This window comes from Streptomyces triculaminicus (assembly GCF_017349075.1).
Lineage (GTDB): Bacteria > Actinomycetota > Actinomycetes > Streptomycetales > Streptomycetaceae > Streptomyces > Streptomyces triculaminicus.
In genome coordinates, this window is record NZ_JAFMOF010000001.1 from 2,023,781 (window position 1) to 2,047,737 (window position 23,957).

General features: G+C 72.6%; 20 protein-coding genes and 1 tRNA gene. 6 read left to right on the forward strand and 15 right to left on the reverse strand.

Annotated features, from left to right (window positions below; genetic code table 11):
* Positions 1-58 precede the first annotated feature (58 nt).
* Positions 59-2,524 (reverse strand): DNA helicase PcrA, encoded by a 2,466-nt coding sequence (gene pcrA, locus J1792_RS09485; RefSeq protein WP_086572292.1) that lies wholly within the window; start codon positions 2,522-2,524, stop codon positions 59-61.
* A gap of 99 nt (positions 2,525-2,623) precedes the next feature.
* Positions 2,624-2,977: a hypothetical protein gene (locus J1792_RS09490; protein ID WP_207247006.1), complete on the reverse strand. Its 354-nt coding sequence runs from the start codon at positions 2,975-2,977 to the stop codon at positions 2,624-2,626.
* 278 nt (positions 2,978-3,255) lie between these two features.
* On the opposite strand from J1792_RS09490, the gene J1792_RS09495 reads away from it, so the two are divergent.
* Positions 3,256-4,329, forward strand: coding sequence for a C40 family peptidase (locus J1792_RS09495; RefSeq protein WP_207247007.1), 1,074 nt, complete (start codon positions 3,256-3,258; stop codon positions 4,327-4,329).
* A gap of 40 nt (positions 4,330-4,369) precedes the next feature.
* On the opposite strand, the gene J1792_RS09500 is transcribed toward J1792_RS09495, so the two are convergent.
* The 4 genes from J1792_RS09500 to J1792_RS09515 all read right to left on the reverse strand — a co-directional run bounded on the left by J1792_RS09500 (position 4,370) and on the right by J1792_RS09515 (position 9,313).
* The gene (locus tag J1792_RS09500; RefSeq protein WP_207247008.1) at positions 4,370-5,485 is read right to left on the reverse strand and encodes an alpha/beta hydrolase; all 1,116 of its coding nucleotides are present in this window, start codon (positions 5,483-5,485) and stop codon (positions 4,370-4,372) included.
* Between the two features lie 193 nt (positions 5,486-5,678).
* Entirely contained in the window at positions 5,679-6,362 is a 684-nt protein-coding gene (locus tag J1792_RS09505; RefSeq protein WP_207247009.1) for a LuxR C-terminal-related transcriptional regulator, read from the reverse strand.
* Positions 6,359-7,639: an ATP-binding protein gene (locus J1792_RS09510; RefSeq protein WP_086572283.1), complete on the reverse strand. Its 1,281-nt coding sequence runs from the start codon at positions 7,637-7,639 to the stop codon at positions 6,359-6,361. Before J1792_RS09510 ends, J1792_RS09505 begins: the two co-directional genes overlap by 4 nt.
* Before the next feature lie 123 nt (positions 7,640-7,762).
* The gene (locus tag J1792_RS09515) at positions 7,763-9,313 is read right to left on the reverse strand and encodes a serine/threonine-protein kinase (RefSeq protein WP_086572281.1); all 1,551 of its coding nucleotides are present in this window, start codon (positions 9,311-9,313) and stop codon (positions 7,763-7,765) included.
* Between the two features lie 144 nt (positions 9,314-9,457).
* On the opposite strand from J1792_RS09515, the gene J1792_RS09520 reads away from it, so the two are divergent.
* On the forward strand, positions 9,458-10,810 hold the full coding sequence (locus tag J1792_RS09520) for a PspC domain-containing protein (protein ID WP_086572279.1): 1,353 nt from the start codon (positions 9,458-9,460) through the stop codon (positions 10,808-10,810).
* Entirely contained in the window at positions 10,797-11,027 is a 231-nt protein-coding gene (locus J1792_RS09525; protein ID WP_086572277.1) for a hypothetical protein, read from the forward strand. The genes J1792_RS09520 and J1792_RS09525 overlap by 14 nt, the downstream gene beginning before the upstream one ends.
* Here the strand turns inward: J1792_RS09525 and J1792_RS09530 are convergent.
* From J1792_RS09530 to guaA, 3 genes are all read right to left on the reverse strand, one after another.
* Positions 11,020-11,598, reverse strand: coding sequence for a DoxX family protein (locus J1792_RS09530; protein WP_086572305.1), 579 nt, complete (start codon positions 11,596-11,598; stop codon positions 11,020-11,022). The two genes, J1792_RS09525 and J1792_RS09530, sit on opposite strands and share 8 nt — an antisense overlap.
* A gap of 130 nt (positions 11,599-11,728) precedes the next feature.
* Complete coding sequence (locus J1792_RS09535) at positions 11,729-12,535, reverse strand: class II aldolase/adducin family protein (RefSeq protein ID WP_207247010.1); 807 nt, start codon at positions 12,533-12,535, stop codon at positions 11,729-11,731.
* 189 nt (positions 12,536-12,724) lie between these two features.
* On the reverse strand, positions 12,725-14,329 hold the full coding sequence (guaA, locus tag J1792_RS09540; RefSeq protein WP_086572273.1) for a glutamine-hydrolyzing GMP synthase: 1,605 nt from the start codon (positions 14,327-14,329) through the stop codon (positions 12,725-12,727).
* Between the two features lie 323 nt (positions 14,330-14,652).
* Between guaA and J1792_RS09545 the strand changes: the two genes are divergently transcribed.
* The gene (locus J1792_RS09545; RefSeq protein ID WP_207247011.1) at positions 14,653-14,994 is read left to right on the forward strand and encodes a chorismate mutase; all 342 of its coding nucleotides are present in this window, start codon (positions 14,653-14,655) and stop codon (positions 14,992-14,994) included.
* A 634-nt stretch (positions 14,995-15,628) separates the two neighbouring features.
* Here the strand turns inward: J1792_RS09545 and J1792_RS09550 are convergent.
* The 5 genes from J1792_RS09550 to J1792_RS33945 all read right to left on the reverse strand — a co-directional run bounded on the left by J1792_RS09550 (position 15,629) and on the right by J1792_RS33945 (position 22,428).
* The gene (locus J1792_RS09550) at positions 15,629-17,425 is read right to left on the reverse strand and encodes a GMC oxidoreductase (protein ID WP_207247012.1); all 1,797 of its coding nucleotides are present in this window, start codon (positions 17,423-17,425) and stop codon (positions 15,629-15,631) included.
* 61 nt (positions 17,426-17,486) lie between these two features.
* On the reverse strand, positions 17,487-19,100 hold the full coding sequence (locus J1792_RS09555) for a succinic semialdehyde dehydrogenase (protein WP_086572267.1): 1,614 nt from the start codon (positions 19,098-19,100) through the stop codon (positions 17,487-17,489).
* A 58-nt stretch (positions 19,101-19,158) separates the two neighbouring features.
* Positions 19,159-20,778, reverse strand: a complete 1,620-nt coding sequence (locus tag J1792_RS09560; protein WP_207247013.1) for a serine/threonine-protein kinase — start codon at positions 20,776-20,778, stop codon at positions 19,159-19,161.
* Between the two features lie 52 nt (positions 20,779-20,830).
* A complete protein-coding gene (locus tag J1792_RS33940; RefSeq protein ID WP_242645492.1) occupies positions 20,831-21,448 on the reverse strand; it encodes a serine/threonine kinase C-terminal domain-containing protein in 618 nt (205 codons plus the stop codon).
* Complete coding sequence (locus tag J1792_RS33945) at positions 21,421-22,428, reverse strand: serine/threonine-protein kinase (protein ID WP_242645493.1); 1,008 nt, start codon at positions 22,426-22,428, stop codon at positions 21,421-21,423. Before J1792_RS33945 ends, J1792_RS33940 begins: the two co-directional genes overlap by 28 nt.
* 141 nt (positions 22,429-22,569) lie before the next feature.
* Here J1792_RS33945 and J1792_RS09570 point away from each other — a divergent pair.
* Positions 22,570-22,642: transfer RNA gene (locus J1792_RS09570), tRNA-Arg, on the forward strand.
* Between the two features lie 81 nt (positions 22,643-22,723).
* Here the strand turns inward: J1792_RS09570 and J1792_RS33950 are convergent.
* Positions 22,724-22,861: a hypothetical protein gene (locus J1792_RS33950; protein WP_242645494.1), complete on the reverse strand. Its 138-nt coding sequence runs from the start codon at positions 22,859-22,861 to the stop codon at positions 22,724-22,726.
* On the opposite strand from J1792_RS33950, the gene J1792_RS09575 reads away from it, so the two are divergent.
* Positions 22,799-23,914 (forward strand): winged helix DNA-binding domain-containing protein, encoded by a 1,116-nt coding sequence (locus tag J1792_RS09575; RefSeq protein WP_242645852.1) that lies wholly within the window; start codon positions 22,799-22,801, stop codon positions 23,912-23,914. The genes J1792_RS33950 and J1792_RS09575 overlap by 63 nt on opposite strands.
* Positions 23,915-23,957: the final 43 nt, after the last annotated feature.

Here is a 23,957-nt window from a genome sequence, read left to right on the forward strand (position 1 = left end):
CGCGACCCGCGCCCCCATCAGGGGCGCGGGTCGCCAGGGCGTCGAGCCGGGCGCCGCGCTACAGCTTCTCGACCGGCGCGTAGCGCAGCAGCAGCCGCTTCGGCTTCTCCTCGCCGAAGTCGACCGTGGCCTCGGCGTTGTCACCGCTGCCCTTGACGGCGACGACCGTGCCGAGCCCGAACGAGTCGTGCGTGACGCGGTCGCCGATGGCGAGCGCCACCACCGGGCGGTCCTTGGCGCGGCGCGTCGCGAAGCCGCTCGGCCCCGCCTTGGCGCCGCCGCGCGAGGACGCGAAGCCCGAGGAGAATCCCGAGGTGACGCCCGAACCGGCGCCCAGCGAGGACGCCGACGGCGTCGCGGGGCCCGTACGGCGCCAGTCCAGGTACTGCCCGGGGATCTCCTCCAGGAAGCGCGACGGCGGGTTGTACGACGGCTGTCCCCACGCGCTGCGCATGCTCGCACGGGTCAGGTACAGCCGCTCGCGGGCGCGCGTGATGCCCACATAGGCGAGCCGCCGCTCCTCCTCCAGCTCCTTCGCCTGCCCCAGGGCGCGCATGTGCGGGAAGACGCCGTCCTCCATGCCGGTGAGGAAGACGACCGGGAACTCGAGGCCCTTCGCCGTGTGCAGGGTCATCAGCGTGATGACGCCCGATCCCTCGGTGTCCTCGTCGGGGATCTGGTCGGAGTCGGCGACGAGCGCGACCTTCTCCAGGAAGTCCGCCAGGGTGCCCGGCTCGTCCTCGTCGCGCTCCTGCTCGAACTCCAGGGCGACGGCGGCGAGCTCCTGGAGGTTCTCCACGCGGGTCTCGTCCTGGGGGTCGGTGGACGCCTGCAGCTCGGCCAGGTAGCCCGTGCGCTCCAGGACGGCCTCGAGGACGGTCGCGGGCCCGGCCCCCGACTCGACGACGGTGCGCAGCTCCTCCATGAGCGTGTTGAAGCGCTTGACGGCGTTGGACGAGCGGGCCGCCATGCCGTAGGCCTCGTCGACGCGGCGCAGCGCCTGCGCGAAGCTGATCTTCTCGCGCAGCGACAGGGCGTCGATCATGGCCTCGGCGCGCTCGCCGATGCCGCGCTTGGGCACGTTGAGGATGCGCCGCAGCGGGACGGTGTCCTCGGGGTTGGCGAGCACCCGCAGGTAGGCGAGGACGTCACGGACCTCCTTGCGCTCGTAGAAGCGCACGCCGCCGACGACCTTGTAGGGCAGGCCGACGCGGATGAAGATCTCTTCGAAGACGCGGGACTGGGCGTTGGTGCGGTAGAAGACGGCGACGTCGCCGGCCTTGGCGTCCTTGGCGTCGGTCAGCCGGTCGATCTCGTCGGCGACGAACTGCGCCTCGTCGTGCTCGGTGTCGGCGACGTAGCCGGTGATGGAGGCGCCGGCCCCGGCCTGCGTCCACAGGTTCTTGGGGCGGCGGTTCTCGTTGCGCTCGATGACGGCGTTGGCGGCGTTGAGGATCGTCTGCGTGGAGCGGTAGTTCTGCTCGAGCAGGATCGTGGTGGCGTCCGGATAGTCCTCCTCGAACTGGAGGATGTTGCGGATGGTGGCACCGCGGAAGGCGTAGATCGACTGGTCGGCGTCACCGACGACGCACAGCTCGGCGACGCCCTCCTCGCCCGCGTTCTCGGGCGTGCCCACCAGCTCGCGCACCAGCGTGTACTGCGCGTGGTTGGTGTCCTGGTACTCGTCGACCAGGACGTGCCGGAAGCGGCGGCGGTAGTGCTCGGCCACGTCCGGGAACGCCTGCAGCAGGTGGACCGTGGTCATGATGATGTCGTCGAAGTCGAGGGCGTTGGCCTCGCGCAGCCGCGACTGGTACATCACGTAGGCCTCGGCGAGGGTCTTCTCGAAGCCGTCGGCGGCCTGCGCCGCGAAGGCCTCCTCGTCGATGAGCTCGTTCTTGAGGTTGGAGATCTTCGCGCTGAAGGACTTCGGCGGGAACTTCTTCGGGTCCAGGTCCAGGTCGCGGCAGACCAGGGCCATCAGCCGCTTGGAGTCGGCCGCGTCGTAGATCGAGAAGGAGGACGTGAAGCCCAGCTTCTTGCTCTCCCGGCGCAGGATCCGCACGCACGCGCTGTGGAACGTCATCACCCACATGGCGTGGGCGCGCGGGCCGACGAGCTGCTCGACGCGCTCCTTCATCTCGCCGGCGGCCTTGTTGGTGAACGTGATCGCGAGGATCTGCCCCGGGTGGACGTGGCGCGAGCCCAGCAGATGAGCGATGCGGTGCGTGAGCACGCGCGTCTTGCCGGAGCCGGCGCCCGCGACGATCAGCAGCGGCGAGCCCGTGTGCACCACGGCGGCGCGCTGCTGGTCGTTCATCCCCTCGAGCAGGGCCGCGGGGTCCACGACGGGGCGGGCGGCGCCGTCGCGGTAGTACGCCTCCCGGGGGACGGGTACGTCGAAGGCGCCGCCGAACAGGTCGTCCGGCAGCGGCTCGGGGGCCACGTCCTCCGGGGGAGGCGGGTGCTCCTCGTCGGAGGGGGCCAGGTCCGCCAGGAAGCTGTCGTCAAAGAGGCTGCTCATCGCCTCCCGAGTCTAGGCGGCCGCACTGACAGGCGGCCCCCGATCCCGCCAACAGTGGCCACCCCCACAGACCCGGCAGTGGTCACCCCCACCGCACGGTCACACCCAGAGCACGGCGATGAAGACGTTCGCGGTGGTCAGCGCCCCGACCGTGCCGAAGGCCGCGGCCTCGACCTTCTCCTCGTCCCGCTTGACGTACACCAGGCCCAGGATGACGACCAGCAGCGCCAGCTTCACGCCGATCTTGACGGTGTTGACGGTGTGGCCCTGCGCCTGGTGCAGGCCCACCAGCGCGACGCCGGTGACCAGCATGGTCAGCGCGCCGTGCAGCATCGCCGGGACCATGCGGGCCTCGCCCCGGCCCATGGCCTTCGTCTGGGTCAGGAAGCCGCCCAGCAGGCAGGCGATGCCGATGATGTGCAGGCCCACGAGGGCGTGAATCAGTACGTCCATGGGGACCGACCCTAGCCGGGGCCATACCAGCCCCCGGCCGGGAGGTGGGGAAGGAACACGGCTTCGGTCAGTCGCCGTCCGCATCCCTCTCCACGGGGAGGGATCGCCCGACCACGAGCAGTCACCAAACCGCCGAATAGGGGCAATAGCGGTCATGGCCGTTTCGGGATCTCCCCGAGGCCTAGCGTCCTCCTCCAGAACGGCGGTGGCCCGCCCCTCCCCCTCGTGCGGGCCGCCGCCCGGCTCCCCTGCCGGACCGGAAGGAAGTGACGGCGATCGTGGCGTCCCACCGCAAGCCCAAACAGAGCCCCCTCGCAGGCGGCACCGCCCGCGCGGCGGCGGCCCTCGCCCTCGCGGGCGCCGCCGCGGCCACGGCTCTCGAGGGCACCGGCCACGCCGCCCCGGCCCTCACCCCCGAGCAGGCCAGGGCCGAGGTCGCCCGGTACTACCAGCAGGCCGAGGTGGCCACCGAGAAGTACAACGGCGCCAAGGAGAAGGCCGACCGCGCGCGCTCCGCCCTCGACCGGCTCCAGGACGAGGCCGCCCGCAAGACCGAGCGCCTCAACACCGCCCGCGACGCCCTCGGCTCCTTCGCCGCCGCCCAGTACCGCGACGGCGGCATGCCCACCAGCGTCCGGCTGCTGCTCTCCGCCAGCCCCGACCGCTACCTGCAGGGCGCCTCGCTGGCCGGCCGCGCGGGCGAACGGCAGGCCGGCGCGGTGGCCCGGGTGCGGCACGAGCTGCGGGGCGTCCAGCAGGTCCGTAGCGCCGCCGACACCCGCCTCGCCGAGCTCCGGCACGAGGAGGCCGCCCTCGCCCGGCACAAGCGCGCGGTCGAGGCCAAGCTCGGCCGGGCCGAACGGCTGCTGCGCGAGCTGCCCAAGGAGGAGCGCACGGCCGTCGCGGCCGGCGAGCGGGCCACGGGCACCGTCGCGAAGGCGGCGGACTCCACCCTCGCCTCCGTGGGCTCCGCGGCGCAGCAGGCCCCGGCGGCCGCCGTCTCGGGGCGCGCCGCGCGGGCGGTGGCCTTCGCCTACTCCGCGATCGGCAAGCCCTACGTGTGGGGCGCGACCGGCCCGTCGGGCTTCGACTGCTCGGGGCTGACGCAGGCGGCGTGGCAGGCGGCCGGGGTCTCCCTGCCGCGCACCACCTATACGCAGATCGCCGCCGGGCGACGCATCGCCCGCGGCCAGCTGGCCCCCGGCGACCTGGTGTTCTTCTACCCCGGCGTCAGCCACGTCGGCCTCTACATCGGCGGCGGCCGCATGATCCACGCCCCGCATCCCGGGGCTCCGGTGAGGATCGCGCCGATCGACGAGATGCCCTTCGTGGGAGCCTCCCGGCCCGCCTGAGCGTCCCGACCTGCCCAGGGAGCGTCCCGGCGCCGGTATGTCAGTGGGCGACGTGCTTGGTCAGCCACCTGAAGACGTCGGGTACCTGCCGCTTCCATACGGCCGTGCCGTGGCCGCCCGCGCCCGCCGGGACCATGCTGACCTGCACGGTCGTCGGCGCCTTCGCGGCCTCCTTGATCGCCACGCCGCCCTGGTAGCCGTCGCCCTCCGCGCCCGAGAGGAACAGCGCCACGTGCGGCGGGGTCGTGGCGCGCTGCAGCATCTTCAGCGGGTTGTTCGCGTCCCGGAGCTCCGGTGTCTTCGCGGTGAGGGAGGCAGGCTCGCCGACGGGGTCGTTGTAGCCGGACAGGCTCACCCCGGCCCGGTAGCGGTCGGGGTGGGCGATGGCCAGCTTGGTCGCGCAGTGGGCGCCCGCGGAGTAGCCGGCGACGGCCCAGCCGTCGGGCTTGTCGGTGGCGCGGAAGGTGTCGACGACCATCTTGCGGACGTCCACGCTGAGCCAGGTGTCCGCGTTGACCTTGCCGGTGGTGTTGGCGCAGCCGGTGTCGACGTCGCCGAGGAGGGTGGTGCGGGGCGCCACGATGATGAACGGGGCCACCTCGCCCTTCTCCATCATGGGCTTGAGCTGCGTGTTGACGTTGAGGGTGCCGAACCAGGCCTTGGCCGACCCGGGGAAGCCGGGCAGCACCTCCACCACGGGGAACGTCTTGTTCTTGTACGCCGGGTCGTCGTACTGCGGCGGCAGCCAGACGTAGACCTCGCCCTCGACGCCGGATATACGGCCCTTGAGCTGGGTCTCCTGGACCCCGGGCCCCATGCGCTTGTCGGAGGCGGGCTTGAACTTCTGCGCGACCTTGGGCTGCTGGTCCGGCGACGTGCCGCCGGTGCCGTCCGGGCCGAGGTCGGCGGCCGCGCTGACGTGGTTGCCGGTGCCCAGCAGGTCGGCCCAGGTGTCGAAGAGGCCGTTGGCGTTGTTGACGACGACGAAGACCATCACGACGGCCGTGACCTGCGCGAACAACAGCATGAAAAAGCGCGTGACATGGCGTACGAGCTTCGGGCCGCCGACCTTGCCCCACAGCGTGAGCGGCAGGGCCAGGGCCACCACGACCAGGACGATCGTGGTCAGGAAGAACGGTGTTCCCGTCAGGCTCATCGGGCGGCGGCTCTCGTTTCGGGTGCTGTGCTTCTCGCCTGAGCTAGATGGCGAGGCTCGCCGAGAGGTTCCGTGAGGGCCGGAGAGGTTCGTTCCGTGACGTCCCGAGGGTCCGGTGAGGTCCCGAGAGGTGCGGCGAGATCCCGAGGGGTTCGGCCCGGTGTGCGCGCCGAACCCCGGCGGGCCGTCCGCGTCAGACCAGGCGCCGCGCCGTCGCCCAGCGGGTGAGCTCGTGCCGGTTGGACAGCTGCAGCTTGCGCAGCACGGCGGAGACGTGGGACTCGACCGTCTTCACCGAGATGAAGAGCTGCTTGGCGATCTCCTTGTAGGCGTAGCCGCGCGCGATCAGCCGCAGCACCTCGCGCTCGCGCTGCGTCAGCCGGTCGAGGTCCTCGTCGACCGGCGGCGCGTCCGTGGAGGCGAAGGCGTCGAGGACGAAGCCGGCCAGGCGGGGCGAGAAGACCGCGTCGCCCTCCCGGACCCGGAAGATCGCGTCGATCAGGTCGGTACCGGTGATGGTCTTGGTGACATAGCCGCGCGCCCCGCCCCGGATGACGCCGATGACGTCCTCGGCGGCGTCGGAGACCGACAGGGCCAGGAAGCGGACCGGCGCCTCCTGGTCGGCCATCATCGCGGCGCAGCGGCGCAGCACCTCCACACCGCCGCCGCCGGGGAGGTGGACGTCCAGCAGGACGACCTCGGGGCGGGTCGCGGTGATGACGGTCACCGCCTGGTCGACGTCGGCGGCCTCGCCGACGACCTCGACGCCCGTGCGGGCGGTGGTGCCGATCTCGGCCTGCACGCCCGTGCGGAACATCCGGTGGTCATCCACCAGCACGACCCTGACGTGGCGCTCCGTAACCTCTTCGGTCGTCATGACGCCTTCTCCGCCCTCTCCATCTCCAGCTCCACTTCCGTCCCCCCGTCGGGCGCCGAGCGCAGGCGCGCCGTGCCGCCGTTGCGCTGCATCCGGCCGATGATCGACTCGCGGACGCCCATGCGGTCGTCCGGCACCGCGTCCAGGTCGAAGCCGGGGCCGCGGTCGCGTACGGAGATGAAGACCGTACGCCCCTCGACCTCGGCGTACACCTGCACGGCACCGCCCTGGCCACCGTACTTGGCCGCGTTGACCATGGCCTCACGGGCGGCCTGGAGCTGGGCGTCCAGGCGTTCGTCCAGGGGGCAGTCGCCGACCACCACGACCTCTATGGGGACGCCGTGGTGGTCCTCCACCTCGGCGGCGGTGGCCTTGACGGCCTCCGCCAGCGTCCGCGGCTCCTCGGCCTCGTCCTTGCCCCGGCCCTCGGGGTTGTAGAGCCAGTTGCGCAGCTCCCGCTCCTGGGCGCGGGCGAGACGGGCGACCTCGCGGGGGTCGTCGGCGTTGCGCTGGATGAGGGTGAGGGTGTGCAGGACGGAGTCGTGGACGTGGGCGGCGACCTCGGCACGCTCCTGGGCGCGGATGCGCATGGTCCGCTCGGCGGACAGGTCCTGGGTCATCCGGACGACCGAGGGGCCCGCCAGCAGCGCTATGCCCACCAGCACGGCCAGCGAGGCCTGCAGGACCGTGCCCAGGTGCTCCGCGGACCCCTGGAGGACGACGATGCCGGTCGCTCCGACGCCCACCAGCAGCACACCGGCCGCGCCGCGCGCGACCGGCAGGACGCGCTTGCGGCGTCCGACCTCCATCCAGTGGGCCCGGCGGGCGTTGTCGGCCTGCCGCCACACCAGGGCGACGCCGGCCCCTATGAGCACCAGCGGCCAGATGTAGGCGTTGGCGCGGCCGAGGTGGAGCCGGTCGAGGAAGATCGCCGCGCTGATGACGACCGCGAGCAGCGCGAAGACCTGACCGCGGTCGGGCTTGCGGGCGAAGAGCGGACGCCGCCCGTCGGCGGACGTCTCCACGGCCACGGCCTTGGGGGCCTCCACGCCGCCTATGCCGAGGGGGACGACGAACCAGAACACGGCGTAGAGCAGGGCCCCCATGCCCTGAGTCATCATCAGCGCCACGAATGCCAGCCGCACCCAGGACACCGGCACGCCCAAGTGCCCGGCGAGGCCGCGCGCCACGCCGCCGAGCATCCGCCCGTCGGCGCTGCGGTAGAGCTTGCGCAGGGGCGGGCCGTCGGGGAGCTGCGGCGGGGTCGGGGCGGTCATGCCACTGATCGTCACATGAGCGCGTCCTTCCGGGCATCAGGGTCGTCCCTGAACCGACCCGGGGAAACCCCCGGGCCACGGGCCTGAGGCCGGGCCACGGGTCTCAGGAGCGGGCCACGGGCCTCAGGACGTGCCGGCCGGGCGGAAGCCGTCGCGGACCACGTCGAAGACATGCTTGTGGCGGTCCCAGTCGGCCTTGGGCGCCGAGAGGTAGATGGCGTACTCGTTGCCGCCCTCGCGCCCGAACCCCAGATCGATGGCCTGCCAGTCGCGCGCCCTGCCCTTGAAGGTGAACTCCCACACGGCCGCCGGCTCGCCCCGGAACCGCGTCTCCTGCATCCGGCGCCGTTCGTAGCCGCTGACGCTCTTGCGCAGCTGCTCCTCGACGTCCTTCCAGTGCTGGAGGTGGCTCGGGCTCGCGAAGTCCAGGACGTTGACCTTGATGCCGAGCAGCCCCGACGGATCGACGTAGTTGACCTCGGTATCCGCCTTGTCCGTCTCGTCCTTGCGCTTCCAGCCGTCGGGCACGGGGAAGGAGACGCCGAGCCGGGGCTCCTTGACGAGGTGATAGCCCTCCGGCACGGGCGGCGGTGCGCTCGGCGCGGTGGACGTCGGCGGTGCCGAGGCGTCGCGGGCGGGCGTCGGCACGGCCCGGTCGTCCTCCTGGCCGTCGCCCGGGAACAGGACGTACGCGCCGGCCGCGAGCCCCACTCCGACGACCGCGGCGGCGGTGACCCACCACACCGCACGACCCCGGCGGGCCGTCCCGGCGGCCGCGGGCCGCGGGGCGACGGAGGCGGGCACGGTCGGCGGCTCGGGGCGGGGCTCCAGCGGCGGGATCACCAGGTGCGCCGTCTCGGGCTCGGCCGCCGGCTCGCGCAGGATCTGCTCCGCCAGCTCGGCCGGGGGCCGCAGGTCCGGCTCCTTGGCCAGCAGGGTCTCGATGAGCTTGGCCAGCGGTCCCGCGTGACGCGGCGGCTGGAGGGGGTCCATGGCGATGGCGTACGCCGTCTCGACCGCCGTGTCCCGACGGAACGGGGGGTGCCCTTCCAGCGCCTGATAGAGGGTCGCGCCCAGCGCCCACAGATCCGAGGCGGGTCCGGGCTTGGCGCCCTTGACCCGCTCGGGGGCTATGTAGTCGATGGACCCGACCATCTCGCCCGTCTTGGTCAGGGTCGAGGTGCCGGTGGAGTGGGCGATGCCGAAGTCGGTGAGCACGACCCGGCCGTCGTGGCCGAGCAGGACGTTGCCGGGCTTGACGTCGCGGTGCAGCACCCCGGCGGCGTGCGCCGCGCGCAACGCCGCGATCATGCCGCGGCCGACCCTGGCGGCCTCCTCGGGGGTGACCGTGCCGCGCTTGAGGACGTCGCCGAGCGTCCTGGAGGGCACGTACTCCATCACGATGCAGGGCAGGCCACCGTCCTCGACCACGTCGTGGACGACCACGACGTTGGGGTGGGCGATACGGGCTGCGCTGCGCGCCTCGCGGCGGGTGCGCTCGTAGAGGGTGGCGAGCTCGTCCTCCTCCAGTCCCGGAGAGACGTGCAGCCGCTTGACCGCCACCTGACGGCCCAGCAACTCGTCCTCGGCGCGCCAGACGGTGCCCATGCCACCGCGGCCTATCTGCTCGGCGAGCCGGTACCGCCCGGCGATGAGCCGACCTGTCTCAGGCACTGCCCCGTGCACCGCACGTTCCTCCGGTTCCCCCGCTGGTGTTCGATGCGCCACCCTAACCGGCCGGGTCTCAGGGACGATCTCAGGGAACGTCCAGGGTCGCCACGGATGCCGCACAGGCGTTCCGGTTGACACGATGTCCTCATGACCGACGCACCCCCCGTTGAGCACGCGGCCACCCCGCCGCTGCGCCGCAGCCGCGAGCACAAGGTGATCTCCGGTGTCTGCGGCGGCCTGGGCCGCTGCTTCGACATGGACCCGGTCATCTTCCGCGTGGTGCTGGGCGTGCTGGGCGTCACCGGCGGCCTGGGGCTGATCGCCTACGGCCTGGCCTGGCTGCTGATCCCCCTCGAGGGCGAGGACGAGAACGAGGCCCGGCGCATGCTGTCGGGCCGCGTCGAGGGGCCGGCGCTCACGGCGGTGCTCTGTGCGCTCGTCGGCTGCGGACTGTTCCTGTCCATGCTCAACAACAGCGGCGTGATGTCCTTCGCACTGCTGCTGTTGCTCGCCGTCACCGGCTCCACGTACTGGTCACGGCACCGCCGGCCGGACGGGGCCGCCGAGGACGAGCGTCCGGACGGCGCTGCCGAACCGGGCGCCCACGGCATGCACAAGCCCCCGAAGGCGCACCGCGCTCACAAGACCATGGAGGCGCCGCCGGAGACGCAGGCCCCTCCCACCTTCGGCTCCCCGTCATGGTGGCGCGACCCGGCCAAGGACACCGCCGCCGCCACCACGATCGCCCACGGCACCGGATACCTGTGGGGACCCGACGACTCCCCGGCCCGCGCGCCGTACGCGACGGGCGTCGCGGCCCGCACACCGGCCGCCCGCCCCGTGTCCCCCACCACCCGGCACCTGGGCGGCTGGACCTTCCTGCTGGCCCTGGCCGCCCTCGGCCTCGGCACGGGTCTGACCTGGCATCACCGGCCGCTGGGCACCTCCCTCGAGATCGGCCTGGCCTGTGCGCTGGGCGTCTTCGGCCTGGGCATCACGGTCAGTTCGCGCTACGGCCGCACGGGCGGCGGCACGATCGTCGCCGCCGTGCTGACCGGTGCGCTGCTCACGGGCGCCGCCGCGCTGCCCAAGTCCGTCACCGCCGACTGGACCAACTCCACCTGGCGCCCCTCGGACCGCGCCGCCCTGCGCGACCACTACGCCCTGGGCACCGGCGTGGGGACGCTGGACCTGACCGGCGTCCCCTGGTCCCGCACGGCGCCCGACCCCGGCGCGGCGCCGGTCACCGTCCACGCGGAGGTCAGCGCCGGACAGCTCAGGGTCGTCCTGCCCGAGGACGTCACCGCGGAGCTGGACATCGAGGTCGGCGTCGGCGACATCCGCCTCCCGGGCGAGGCCCGCGACGACGTCGACGTCCAGCCCCGCCGGCACCAGCGGCTGACCCTGTCCCCGGCCTCCGGGCAGCCCTCGCACGGCACCCTGAAACTCGAGCTCAAGGCCGGTGTCGGCCAGGTGGAGGTGACCCGTGTGGCGTCATGACTTCGAGCCGGGAAAGGTCGTCGTCGGACTCGTCCTCATCGGCGGCTGCCTGGCGTATCTGGCAGCGGCGGACGGCTGGTGGCACTTCCCCTCCTATCTGCTGCTTCCCGTCATGGTGGCCGGCTTCTGCGTGGCCGGAGCGGTCTCCTCCCTCGCCTACGCCATCCGCCGTCACCGCGCCCGCGGCACGGACCGGCAGCCGGAGGGCCTCAGCTGAACGACGCGTCGCGCCGGGCACGCTCCCGTCGGCGGCGGGCCGACAGCCCGTCCACCGAGAGCAGGGGCGCGCCCGCGACGATCAGCGGCAGCCAGGCCATGAGATAGGGCAGGTCGTTGCCGTAGTAGTAGGGCGTCGCGGCCCAGCTGACGGTCAGCCACAGGCTGAGCGAGATCAGCGCGCCTCCGGCCGCGGCGACCCGCGCCCATATCCCGAGCAGCGTGCCGATGCCGACCGCGAGCTCGCCCAGCGCCATCGCCCAGCCGAAGCCCACCGGGTTCTTCAACGCCAGGTCGACCAGGCCCGGGAGCCCGGCGGTGTCGCGCGCCGCCCGCATCAGCTCGCCGATCGAGCCCGGACCGTCGGCCGCGAGGAAGGCGGGGTCGGTGAGCTTGTCGAGTCCCGCGTAGACGAACGTGATCCCCAGGAAGAGCCGCAGTGGAATCAGCGCATACCGGATCCGCCGGCTCTCCGCGTCCCCCGCGCTCCCGGGGCCTGCCCCGAGCCCCGTTCCAAGCCCGGTTCCGAGCCCCGTCCTGAGCCCCGTCCTGAGCCCCGTCCTGAGTGACATGCCGCCCACCGCCTTCCTCTCGCCGTTCCTCGACGATACGTGCGGAGGGAAAAACGCGTTCAGCCCTGTGGATAACCCTCTCGGCGCCCGCCGGAGGTTGTCCACAGGGCTTGCGCGACGCGGCGACCGCTCAGCCCAGCAGGTCCGGCTCGCTGCGGGTGATCTGCTGGTGCAACGGCTGGTAGTTGATCCACGCCACCAGGTCGTTGCCGAGCTGCTCGCGGGTGTGCGCCGCGTGCGCCGGGTCGATCGGCACCGGTTTGCCGGCCGCCTTCGCGGCCAGCTGCACCTGGCAGGAACGTTCCATCGTGATGAACCACCACGCCGCCGCGTCCACCGAGTCGCCGACGGTCAGCAGACCGTGATTCCGCAGGATGACGGCCTTGTGCGGCCCGAGGGCGGTCGCGATGCGTCGGCCCTCCTCCTCGTCCACGACGACGCCCGTGTAGTCGTCGAAGAGCGCGTGGTCCTGGTAGAACGCGCACACGTCCTGCGTGATCGGCTCGAGCAGCTCCCCCAGCGCGGACAGCGCCCGCCCGTAGGTGGAATGACTGTGCGCGGCGGCCACGACGTCGGGCCGCGCCTTGTGGATCTGCGAATGGATCGCGAACGCCGCCTGGTTGACGTGGTACCGGCCCTCGACGACCTGCCCCCGGTGATTGACGAGGATCAGGTCGGAGACGGTGATGTGCTTGAAGGACATCCCGAAGGGATTGACCCAGAAGTGATCGGTGAACTCCGGGTCGCGCGCGGTGATGTGCCCCGCGACGCCCTCCTCGAACCCGAGCCGCCCGAAGAGCCGGAGCGCGGCCGCGAGCCGCTCCTTGCGGTACCGCCGCTCGTCCTCGACGGACTCGTGCTTCGGCGGCATGGCGAAGTGCAGCTGGTCGGTGGGTATGGGCTCGGGGGTGCTGGCGCCGACGCCGGCCTCGGGCATGACGGGCCTCCTCCGTGATCCGTGGCTACGGGTCGGAAGCTACCGCCGGGTTTCGGAGGAGGCTAGAGGTATACAGCGGCGGTCAGGTTCCTCCTCCGAAAACACCACCGCAAACGCCACCGCCGCCGCTCAAACGAATGAGCGACGGCGGTGGCGTTGACCTGAGGCCCTACGACAGGACCGGTGGGACTACTCCCACTCGATCGTCCCCGGCGGCTTGCTGGTCACGTCCAGCACCACGCGGTTCACGTCGGCGACCTCGTTCGTGATGCGGGTCGAGATGCGGGCCAGGACGTCGTACGGCATGCGCGTCCAGTCGGCGGTCATGGCGTCCTCGGACGAGACCGGGCGCAGCACGATCGGGTGGCCGTAGGTGCGGCCGTCGCCCTGGACGCCGACGCTGCGGACGTCGGCCAGGAGCACGACGGGGCACTGCCAGATCTCGCGGTCCAGGCCGGCCGCGGTGAGCTCCTCGCGGGCGATGGCGTCGGCCTCGCGGAGCAGGTCCAGGCGCTCCTTGGTGACCTCGCCGACGATGCGGATGCCGAGGCCGGGGCCGGGGAAGGGCTGGCGCTGGACGATCTCGTCCGGGAGGCCGAGCTCCTGGCCGACCATGCGGACCTCGTCCTTGAAGAGCTGGCGGAGCGGCTCGACGAGCTTGAACTCCAGGTCCTCGGGAAGGCCGCCCACGTTGTGGTGGGACTTGATGTTGGCCGTGCCGGTGCCGCCGCCGGACTCGACGATGTCGGGGTAGAGCGTGCCCTGGACGAGGAACGCGACGTCCTCGCCGTCGGCCGCGCCCTCGGCGACGATCTCGGCCTGCGCCTGCTCGAAGACCCGGATGAACTCCCGGCCGATGATCTTCCGCTTCTCCTCGGGGTCGGAGACCCCGGCGAGCGCGGCGAGGAAGCGCTCCTGCGCGTCGACGACCTTCAGCTGGACGCCGGTGGCGGCCACGAAGTCCTTCTCGACCTGCTCGGTCTCGCCCTTGCGCATCAGGCCGTGGTCGACGTAGACGCAGGTCAGCTGGGATCCGATGGCCTTCTGCACGAGCGCGGCGGCGACGGCGGAGTCCACGCCGCCGGACAGGCCGCAGATGGCGCGCTTGGTGCCGACCTGCTCGCGGATGGCCTCGACCTGCTCCTCGATCACGTTGCCCGTGGTCCAGGTCGGCTCGATGCCCGCGCCGCGGTAGAGGAAGTGCTCCAGGACCAGCTGGCCGTGCGTGGAGTGCATGACCTCGGGGTGGTACTGGACGCCGTAGAGCCGCTTCTCGTCGTTCTCGAAGGCGGCGACCGGCACGACGTCGGTGGACGCGGTGACGGCGAAGCCCTCGGGAGCGGCCGAGCAGGCGTCGCCGTGCGACATCCACACCGACTGCTCGACCGGGGTGCCCTCGAAGAGCGTCGAGGCGGACTTGGTGACGTGCAGGGGCGTACGGCCGTACTCGCGCGCTCCGGTGTTGTCGACCGTGCCGCCGAGCGTGGTGGCCATCAGCTGGAAGCCGTAGCACATGCCGAAGACGGGGACACCGGACTCGAAGAGGCCGAGGGCGTCGTCCAGGCGCGGGGCGCCGTCCTCGTAGACCGAGGAGGGGCCGCCGGAGAGGATGATCGCCTTCGGCTTCTTGGCGAGCATCTCGGCGACGGGCATCGTGCTGGGCACGACCTCGCTGTAGACCCGGGCCTCACGGACGCGACGGGCGATGAGCTGGGCGTACTGCGCGCCGAAGTCGACAACGAGCACCGGTTCCGCGGTGTTGTCGTGGGCGGCGGCGGGGGGTGCTGCTGACACGGGAGCGGCCTTCCGGCGATCGGAGCTGGGGGTCTGTATTTGTCGATTCTACCGGGGCGCGGGTGCTTGCTTTTGTCTCACCATCCGAATGCGTCTTTGCCCCGGCCTCGCTCCGGGGCCATACTGTGCGCCATGCGCAAGCAGCTGACCTTCGTCTTTACCTATGGCACCCGGCCCGCCGGCTGGGGTGTCGTAGGCGGTTGTGCTGCTTAGCAACTGACGAGCGACTTCCCAGGCGCCCCGGGCCGACAAGGCCCGGGGCGCCTGTCGTTTCCCGGGTCCTGCCGCTCCTGGGGCCGCGTCCCCTTTTTGGAGAAACACACATGAGCGCCAAGACCACCACCGCCCGGCCCGCCGCCACCCAGCCCGCCACCGCCCGGCCCGCCGCCGTCAGCCCCGACACCGGCGCCCGTACGGCCGAGGCCGCCGGCGTGATCACCGACGCCCGGGAGCGGATCGACGATCTCGACGGCCGCATCATCGGGCTCGTGCAGGAGCGGATGGCCGTATCGGCGGTGATCCAGCGCGAGCGCATCGGCTCCGGCGGCCGCCGGGTGAACCTCTCGCGCGAGATGGAGATCCTCGGCCACTACCGGGACCAGCTCGGCAAGCCCGGCACCGCCCTCGCCATGACCCTGCTGGAGCTCTGCCGCGGGCGCGTCTGATCACGCGGACACGTCTGATCAGCGGGCGCGTCTGATCAACAGCCGCACCCGAGTTCGGCGGTCGTCACCCGTACGGAGCGTGACCGCGAACTGATCATCTTCGTTGATTCCGGTGTCCGCACCAGCCAGGAGCGGCCCACCGAAATCCACGCGTGGCTTCCGTCCCTGTTCATCTGGGCGCCCGGCACGACAGGGCGGATCCGCCGGAGTGCGAGACGCGCGAGCACGCGCGTCGTGGGACCTCACTCGGGCGGCGAGGCGACCGGTCAGCAGGGGACAGCAGCCCGGCCGCCACCCCAAGGGGCGGTCGGTTCCAGGGACGCCTGGAACCGACCGTATCCGGTCGAAACGGTTGCGCCCGGAGCGTGGTATCCCGCACGATGCAAAGGGAACACAGGGGCACGCCAAATCCCTTGTCCCGCATTGCCATTGGTTCAACCACCCGGTTCAACCAAGAGTTCAATCACCAGGTTTCACCCCTCCAGCCCGCGGCGCTCCCCCCGGCGCCGCTCCGCGGCACCGACCCTGCCCTGACCTCGGTGCCGGCAGTCAAGGGCCCCGAGGCCGCCCGCATGCCCCCGCGGAGCCGGCCCGGGGCCCTTCGCCGTGACCGCGACGTCTCCTGCGCCGCCTCCTACGCCTCTTCGGGCCGCTGCCCCCTCGGCGGCACCTCCGGCACCGGCAGCAACGGCAGCCGCAGCGCCGCGAAGGCGTCCTTGGGCACCGCGGGCTCGCGGGGCTCGACCGCCGCCAGGCGGCGGTACGGGCTCCCCGGCGCGGGGCGCGGGTCGGCCTCGCCCTTGTTCGGCCAGAACGACATCGCCCGCTCGGCCTGGGCCGTGATCGTCAGGGACGGGTTCACGCCCAGGTTCGCGGAGACCGCCGCACCGTCCACGACCGAGATGCCCGGATGTCCGTAGAGCCGGTGGTACGGATCGATGACGCCCCGCGTCGCGTCGGGGCCGATGGGGCAGCCGCCGATGAAGTGGGCGGTGAGCGGGGTGCCGATCAGCTCGCCGACGTTGCTGCCGGGGAAGCCGTTGATCTCGCTCGCCACGTGTGCGGCCGCCTCGGCGGCCTGCGGGATCTGCCGCGGGTTGGGCGCACCGTGCCCCTGCCGGGCGGTGAGCAGGCCCTTGCCCGGCCCCCTGGGCCGCCGGTACGTGGTGAGCGAGTTGTCCAGGGACTGCATGACGAGCCCGATGATCGTGCGCTCCGACCAGCGGCGGTTGGACAGCGATCGCAGCAGCTGCACCGGATGCCGTGCGCAGTGCGCGGCGAAGGCCACCGCGCGCGGTGCGCGCGTGCCGGCCGGCACCTGGAGGATCGACAGCAGCCCCATGGCGTTGGAGCCCTTGCCGTAACGCACCGGCTCCACATGCGTGTTGGCGTCCGGGTGGAACGACGAGGTGATCGCGACGCCCCGGGTGAAGTCCGGGTCGCGCCCGTGCGCGGTGCGGTAGCGGCGGCCCGTGGTCGCGGCGCCGACCAGGGCCTCGGAGTTCGTACGGGTCAGCACCCCGAGCCGGCCGGAGATCCGGGGCAGCAGGCCCCGGTCCCGCATGGTGTGCAGCAGCGTCTGCGTGCCGTACGTGCCGGCCGCGAGCACCACGCGTTCGGCGCGGAGCACCCGGGGCGGCGCCTTGCGGGCCCGGCCGCGCCGGTCGGTGGGCACGGTCAGCACGCGATAGCCGCCGCCGGGGTCCTCGGTGACGGCCACGACGGTCGTCATCGGGTGCACGGCGGCGCCGGCCCGTTCGGCGAGGTGGAGGTAGTTCTCGGTGAGGGTGTTCTTCGCGCCGTGCCGGCAGCCCGTCATGCACTCGCCGCACTCGCGGCAGGCCGTGCGGTCCGGGCCCGCGCCGCCGAAGTACGGGTCCGGCACCTCCTGGCCCGGCCGTGCGCGGGACGTGCCGTCCGCGTCCCGGCCGTCGCCGAAGAAGACGCCCACCGGCGCCTGGTGGAAGGTCTCCCCCACGCCCATCCGCCCGGCCGCCGCCTTCATGTGCTCGTCGGACGGCGTCATGGTCGGGTTGAGGCGTACGCCGAGCATGCGCCGCGCCTGGTCGTAGTACGGCCGCAGCTCCCGCTCCCAGTCGGTGATCCCGGCCCACTGGGGGTCGTCGAAGAACGCCTTCGGCGGCACGTAGAGGGTGTTGGCGTAGTTGAGCGAACCGCCGCCCACCCCCGCCCCGGCCAGGACCATGACGTTGCCCAGCAGGTGGATGCGCTGAATGCCGTAGAGGCCGAGGGCGGGCGCCCAGAGGTAGTTGCGCAGGTCCCAGGAGTTCCTGGGCAGGGTCTCGCGGGTGAAGCGCCGGCCCGCCTCCAGCACCCCCACGCGGTAGCCCTTCTCGGTCAGCCGCAGGGCGGAGACCGAACCGCCGAAGCCGGAGCCGACGACGATGACGTCGTAGTCAAACGGTGCCACGACAACCTCCGTACGGTGCCATCACAACTTCCGTCACAACCTGCGCCACACCCTCCGTGGGTCAGCGCAGCCGCAGGGCCTTCAGCACCCGCATCCCGCCGCTGATCACGCGCGCGTACTGCTCGTCGTCCAGTCCGAAGGCCGGCCCCATCGGCATGATGCGCTGCTGGGCGACCGTCTGGGCCTCGGTGTACTTCAGGATGCCCTCGGCGCCGTGCCGGCGTCCCAGGCCCGAGGCTCCCATGCCGCCCATCGGCGCTCCGACGCTGCCGTAGGCGGCCGCGTACGCCTCGTTAACGTTGACCGTGCCGGCACGCACGCGTGCGGCGACCGCGCGGCCGCGCCGGCCGTCCCGCGTCCATACGCTCGCGTTGAGGCCGTACGGCGAGGAGTTGGCCAGGCGCACCGCCTCGTCCTCGTCCTCGAAGCGGTAGACGGAGACGACCGGGCCGAAGGTCTCCTCCGTGCACACCGCCATCGGCGGCTGGACGCCGTCCAGGATGGTCGGCTCGTAGAAGAGCGGGCCGACGTCCGGCCGGGGCCTGCCGCCGGCGACGACCGTGGCGCCCTTGGCGACGGCCTCCTCCACGTGCCGGGTCACGGTGTCCAGCTGCTGCTGGGACACCAGCGATCCCATGTCGGCGCCGTAGGCGAGACCCGTGCCCAGGCGCAGCGCCTTGGTGCGGTCGGCGAAGCGCCGCAGGAACTCGTCGGCTATGGAGGAGTGCACGTACAGCCGCTCAATGGCCATGCACAGCTGGCCGGCGGACGAGAAGCAGCCGCGGACGGCGCCGGCCGCCGCCTTGTCGAGGTCGGCGTCGCGCAGCACCAGCATGGCGTTCTTGCCGCCGAGTTCGAGCGTGGCGCCGACGAGCCGGGCCGCCGCGGCCTGGGCGACCTCACGGCCGGTGCGCGTGGAGCCGGTGAAGGAGACGTAGTCGGCGTGCGCGACGACCGCCGGGCCGACGACCGGGCCCTCGCCGAGCACGATCTGCCAGACGCCCTCGGGGAGTCCGGCCTCGATGAGGAGTTCACGGGCCCACAGGGCGGTCAGGGCCGTCTTGGTGTCGGGCTTCATGACGATGGCGTTGCCCGCGACGAAGGCGGGCAGGGCGTCGCCGGCCGACAGCTCGAAGGGGTAGTTCCAGGGTGCGATGTGACCGACCACGCCCTTGGGCAGGCGCAGTTCGGTGGCCTTGGTGAGGACCGGCAGGACGCCCGTGTGGGCCTTCGGCCGCAGGTACGACGCCGCCGCGAGACCGTAGTGCCGGGCGACGACGGCGACCGCCTGGACCTCCTCGTGGGCGTGCAGCCGGGCCTTGCCGGTCTCCAGCTGGATCAGGTCCAGGATCTCCGGCTGACGGGCGAGTACGAGGTCGTGGAAGCGCAGCAGGACGGCCGCCCGTCGCCGTACGGGTTCCGCGGCCCAGGCCCGCTGCGCCCGCCGTGCCCGCTCGAAGGCCGTGGCGACGTCCTCGGGGCCCGACTCCGGCAGATCGGCCAGCTTGTGCCCGGTGAAGGGCGTGTGGTTGGCCGTGCTGCCGCCGGAGCTGACCACCGCGCGCGTGAGGCGGGCGACGAGCTCGGGGGTGACGACATCGGCGGCGGTGCGGGTACCCGTCGGGGCGACGGGGTTGCCATCGGCGACTGTTCCAGTGTCCTGCGTGTCCGTCATGCGGGTGAGCGTATGACGGGTGGGACGCTTTGGGTACCCGCCGGTAACATCAAATGGGTCACTGCTCCTGGATTTTGAGGTATTTCAGGACGTCGTCGAAGAGCTTGTCGCCGTCCTTGCGGCCCTGACCGGCAGCGGGCATCCGGAGGCTCAGAGTCCAGGAGGCGGTCCCGGCCTTGTTGACGATGACGCGCTCGCGGTAGGCCCGCTTGGGGTCCTTCTCGTCGTCTCCCGACCTGCGATAGACCGTGACGGTCTCGGCCGCCTCCATGCCCTGGAAGGAGGCGGCCTCGGACGTCTTCGACGTGGGGTCGTTGACCCCGGACACCTTGCCGTCCTTGTAGGACTTGGCCAGCTTCCCGGCCTCCTCCTCCGCCGAGCCGATCTCCACGTGCTCGGAGGAGTACTTGTTCTTGGGCTCCTCGGTCCTACGGGTGAGGGCGATGTTGAACACCCCGCTGGGGTCGCGGAACGCCACCCAGCCCTCGTCCGCGTTCACCTCCTTGGTGAACTCCTCGGGGACCGCGAGCGACGCCTTGACGATCTCGGGCTCGTCCCGCACCTTCCAGTGCAGCGGAACGGCCGGCCCGACCGCGAAGGGGTTCACGACGAGCAGCGCCGCCGCGACGGCCACGGCCACCACGCCGCCCCCGAGCCCCCACTGGGCCTTGCGGTTGCCGTGCAGCACGGGCGGCACCCACTTGCTGCCGGCGGGCCGCGCGCCCGGGGCGGTGAACGCCGGCCGCGGGGCCTGCGGGTGGGCCACGGCCTCCAGCGCCTGCCGCACCTCGGCGGCCGTCGGGCGGGCGGCGGGGTCCTTGCGCAGCAGTTGCATGACGATCTCGGAGAACGCCCCCGTGCCGCGCGCCGGAACCTGGGGATCCGACGAGAGGATGGCCTGCATCGTGGCCTGCGTGTTGGAGCGGCGGAAGGGCGACATGCCCTCGGCGGCCGCGTAGAGCACCACGCCCAGCGACCACAGGTCGGACGCCGGGCCGGGCCGCTGGCCCAGCACCCGCTCCGGAGCGACGTATTCGGGCGAGCCGACGAACGCGCCCGTCTCCGTCAGCCCCTGCTCGCCCTCGATCTGCGCGATGCCGAAGTCGGTGAGCACGACGCGCTCGTTGCGCCCGAGCAGGACGTTGTCGGGCTTCACGTCGCGGTGCAGCACCCCCGCCTCGTGGGCGGCGGACAGCGCGCCCAGCACGGCCAGCCCGACGCGGGCCGCCTCACGCGGGTCCAGGGTGCCCTCGGCGAGCCGGTCGGCGAGCGAGTTCCCCCGCACCAGCTCCATGACGATCCACGGGCGGCCGTCCTCCACGACCACGTCGTGGACGGTGACGACGGAAGGGTGGTCGATCCGGGCGGCGGCGCGCGCCTCGCGCTGCATGCGCAGGTGGACGTTCTTCCGCATGCTCTCGGGCACGCCGTCCGGGACGCGCGGCTCCTTGACGGCGACGTCACGGTCGACGACCTCGTCGCGGGCCTTCCAGACCGTGCCCATGCCGCCGTGACCGAGGCGGGATATGAGGCGGTAACGGCCGCCCACGACCCGGCCGGTGCCGGGCTCGGGGGCGGCGGTGTTCGCCTGGGTGGGGACATGAGGGGTGCCCGCGGGTGCCGGCGGCTGGAGTTCGTAACTGGTGGGCCCGCTCGCCCATCCCCCGTCGTTCGTCATGGCCCCATCATTACCGAGCGCCCCACCGCGGCCGCACATCGAAAGCCGGTGGTCAGGGGGACGAGACCGGCCTCGTCCTGACAAAGGTGGACAGCGCGGTGTCGAAGTGGCGGCGCCCCTCCGCCGCGCTGTCCACCGGGGAGGACACCCACAGGTCGTACATCTTCTCGCCCTCGTCCCACGCGAGGTCGTAGGTGTGCCGCGCTCCGGCGGGGGCCTTGGTCGCGCCCTCGTCGAAGCCGTCCCAGCCGAACTCCCAGGAGGCGGCCCGGTGTCCCTTGTGCACCGTGCGCTCCACCTTGCCGTCGCGGTAGCCGGGATAGCGGTCCGGGGCGAGGGCCGCGGAGCTGCGCATCACGCCGATCGGGCCGCCCTCCTGCACGTCCTGGATCAGCACGCCGATGCGGAACTCCTTTCCGGGCGAGTAGTAGAAGACGCGGGGCGGCTCGAAGGAGCGGGTGAAGCCGTCGGGGACGGCGAGCGCGAAGCCCGCCGGGTCCTGGACGGCGTGATAGCCGGAGGGCGCGGTGACGGACGCGCTGACCGGCGCGTCGGGCACGTTCGGCGGCTCCGGCGGCCCGGCGACGACGGACCGGCCGGGTTTGGTGTCGGTCCCGGCGCCGGGACCGGCGCCCCGGTCGATCAGCAGCGCGGCGAGACCCGCGCCCATGCCGGCCAGCGCCACCAGCGTGACCGCCGCCAGCAGGGCCGTACGCGCCCGCAGGCCGGCCGGGGCGGCACCGGCGGGCCCCGGGGGCCGGGGGCGGCCGGCAGGTCCGTACGCGTGGGGGTGCGGCGCTCCGGGACGGCGGGCAGGCGGCCGGTGTCCAGGTACGCCCGCAGCAGCCGCTCCGCCTCGTCGGCGCTCATCCGGTGGGCCGGGTCGCGTTCCAGGAGCCCCTGGACGACCGGCAGCAGCGGCCCGGCCGCCTCCGGCGGGCGGATCTCGTCGTAGACGACGGCGTGCAGGATGCCGCCCAGGGAGTCGCGGTGGAAGGGCGACTCCCCGCTGAGGGCCGTGCACAGCAGCACCCCCAGCGACCACAGGTCGGACTGCGGCCCCGCGGGCCCGCCCGACATCCGTTCCGGCGCGGTGTACTCCGGCGAGCCGACGAACGCGCCCGCCTCCGTGATCGTCGTCGCCCCCGACACCCGGGCGATGCCGAAGTCGGTGAGCACGACCCGGCCCGTCGCGGCCTCCATCAGGACGTTCGGCGGCTTGATGTCCCGGTGCAGCACCCCGCGCGCGTGCGCCGCGCCCAGCGCGCCCAGCATCGCCACGCCGATCCGGGCGGCCTCGCGCGGGGTGACCGGGCCCTCGGCCGAGAGCAGGCCCGACAGCGACCGGCCCTCGATCAGCTCCATGACGATCCAGGGCCGCCCGTCCTGCTCGACGATGTCGTGCATGACGATCACGTTCGGATGCTTGATCAACGCCACCGCGCGGGCCTCGCGCAGCATGCGGTCGTACTGGACTCTGACGGCCTCGGCGGACTGCTGATCGTCCACATGCAGCTCTTTGACCGCCACCTCGCGGGCCAGCAGCTCGTCGGTGGCACGCCATACGGTGCCCATCCCGCCGCGCCCGATCTTCCGGACGAGCCGATACCGCCCGGCGATGAGACCGCCGTGTGCAGCGAAGGTGCCCATGAGCACATATTGCCCCACGGCACGGGGCCGAGCCGTGGTCGTGCCGACGGCTTCACCCTGCACGCGCAAGAGCACCGGAACATTTCATGTACAGTTGTTCCCGCAACGCCGACCGGATGGCCGAAAACCACCGGGGGCCGAGCGCTCGTAGCTTAACGGATAGAGCACTTGACTACGGATCAAGAGGTTGCAGGTTCGAATCCTGCCGAGCGCACATCCTGAGAAGGGGAGCCGGATCGATCCGGCTCCCCTTCTTCGTGTCCCGATGTAGGACACCACCCGACCTGATCCCCCTCTACGGTCGCCCCATGAGCACCGCCCCCGCATCGGCGACGAGCAGCGCCGCGCCCGCCTCGGCACCCGCCACCTCCTGGCCCCCGCCCGCCGCGCCGCCTCCGTCGAGGCCGTGGCCGACGCCCTGGTCGCCCTGCACGCCACCGACGCCGCGACCGTCTACCTGTCCGCCTGCGCCCGCCTGGCCGAGCCGTCGCCCGGCGCGGTGGACCGGGCGCTGTACGAGCACGTCACGCTGGTGAAACTGCTGTCCATGCGGCGCACGCTCTTCGCGGTGACCACCGAGGTCGCCCCCTGCGTCGGCTCCTCCACCGCCCGCGAGATCGCCCGGCGGGAACGGGCGACGCTGCTGAAGTCCCTGCGCGAGAACGCCGAGGGCGGCGCGCCCTGGGACGAGCACCGGCTGGCCGCCACCGAACGCGCGGCGCTCGAGGCGCTGGCCGCGCGCGGCGAGGCGACGACGGCCGAGCTGGGCCGGGACGTCCCCGCGCTCAAGGAGACGCTCCTGATGTCGCCCGGCAAGCCCTACGAGTCCCGGCAGAGCGTCGGCAGCCGGGTGCTGCGCATGCTGGCCTCGGACGGGCACGTGCGGCGCGGCCGGCCGCGCGGCTCGTGGACCAGCAGCCTCTACGCGTGGGCGCCGTCGCCGGCGCTGCCGGAGATGCCGGTGCGCGAGGCTCGGGCGGAGCTCGTGCGGCGCTGGCTGGCGGCCTACGGGCCCGCCACGGAGGCCGACCTGAAGTGGTGGACGGGCTGGACGCTGCGGGACACGCGGACGGCCCTGGCGGACGTGGGAGCGGTGGACGTGCGGCTCGGGGCGGGCGCGGGCCTCGCGCTGCCCGGCGACCTCGAGGACGACGCCCCCGCCGGGGACTGGGCCGCGCTGCTTCCGGGACTCGACCCCACGGCCATGGGGTGGCGGGAGCGGGACTGGTACCTGGACCCGGAGCACGTCCCCTTCCTCTTCGACCGAGCGGGCAACGTCGGGCCCACGGTGTGGTGGAACGGCCGCGTCGTCGGCGGGTGGGCCCAGCGGGCGAACGGCGAGATCGTCTGGCGGCTCCTGGAGGACGCCGGACGGGAGGCGGGGGCGGCGATCGCGGCGGAAGCCGGACGGCTGTCCTCGTGGATCGGCGAAACGCGCGTCACGCCGCGATTCCGCACCCCGCTGGAGCGCGAGCTGGTCCGTTAGGCCGGCCGCGAACCGCGCCCGGGGACGGCCTGGGCGCTCCGCC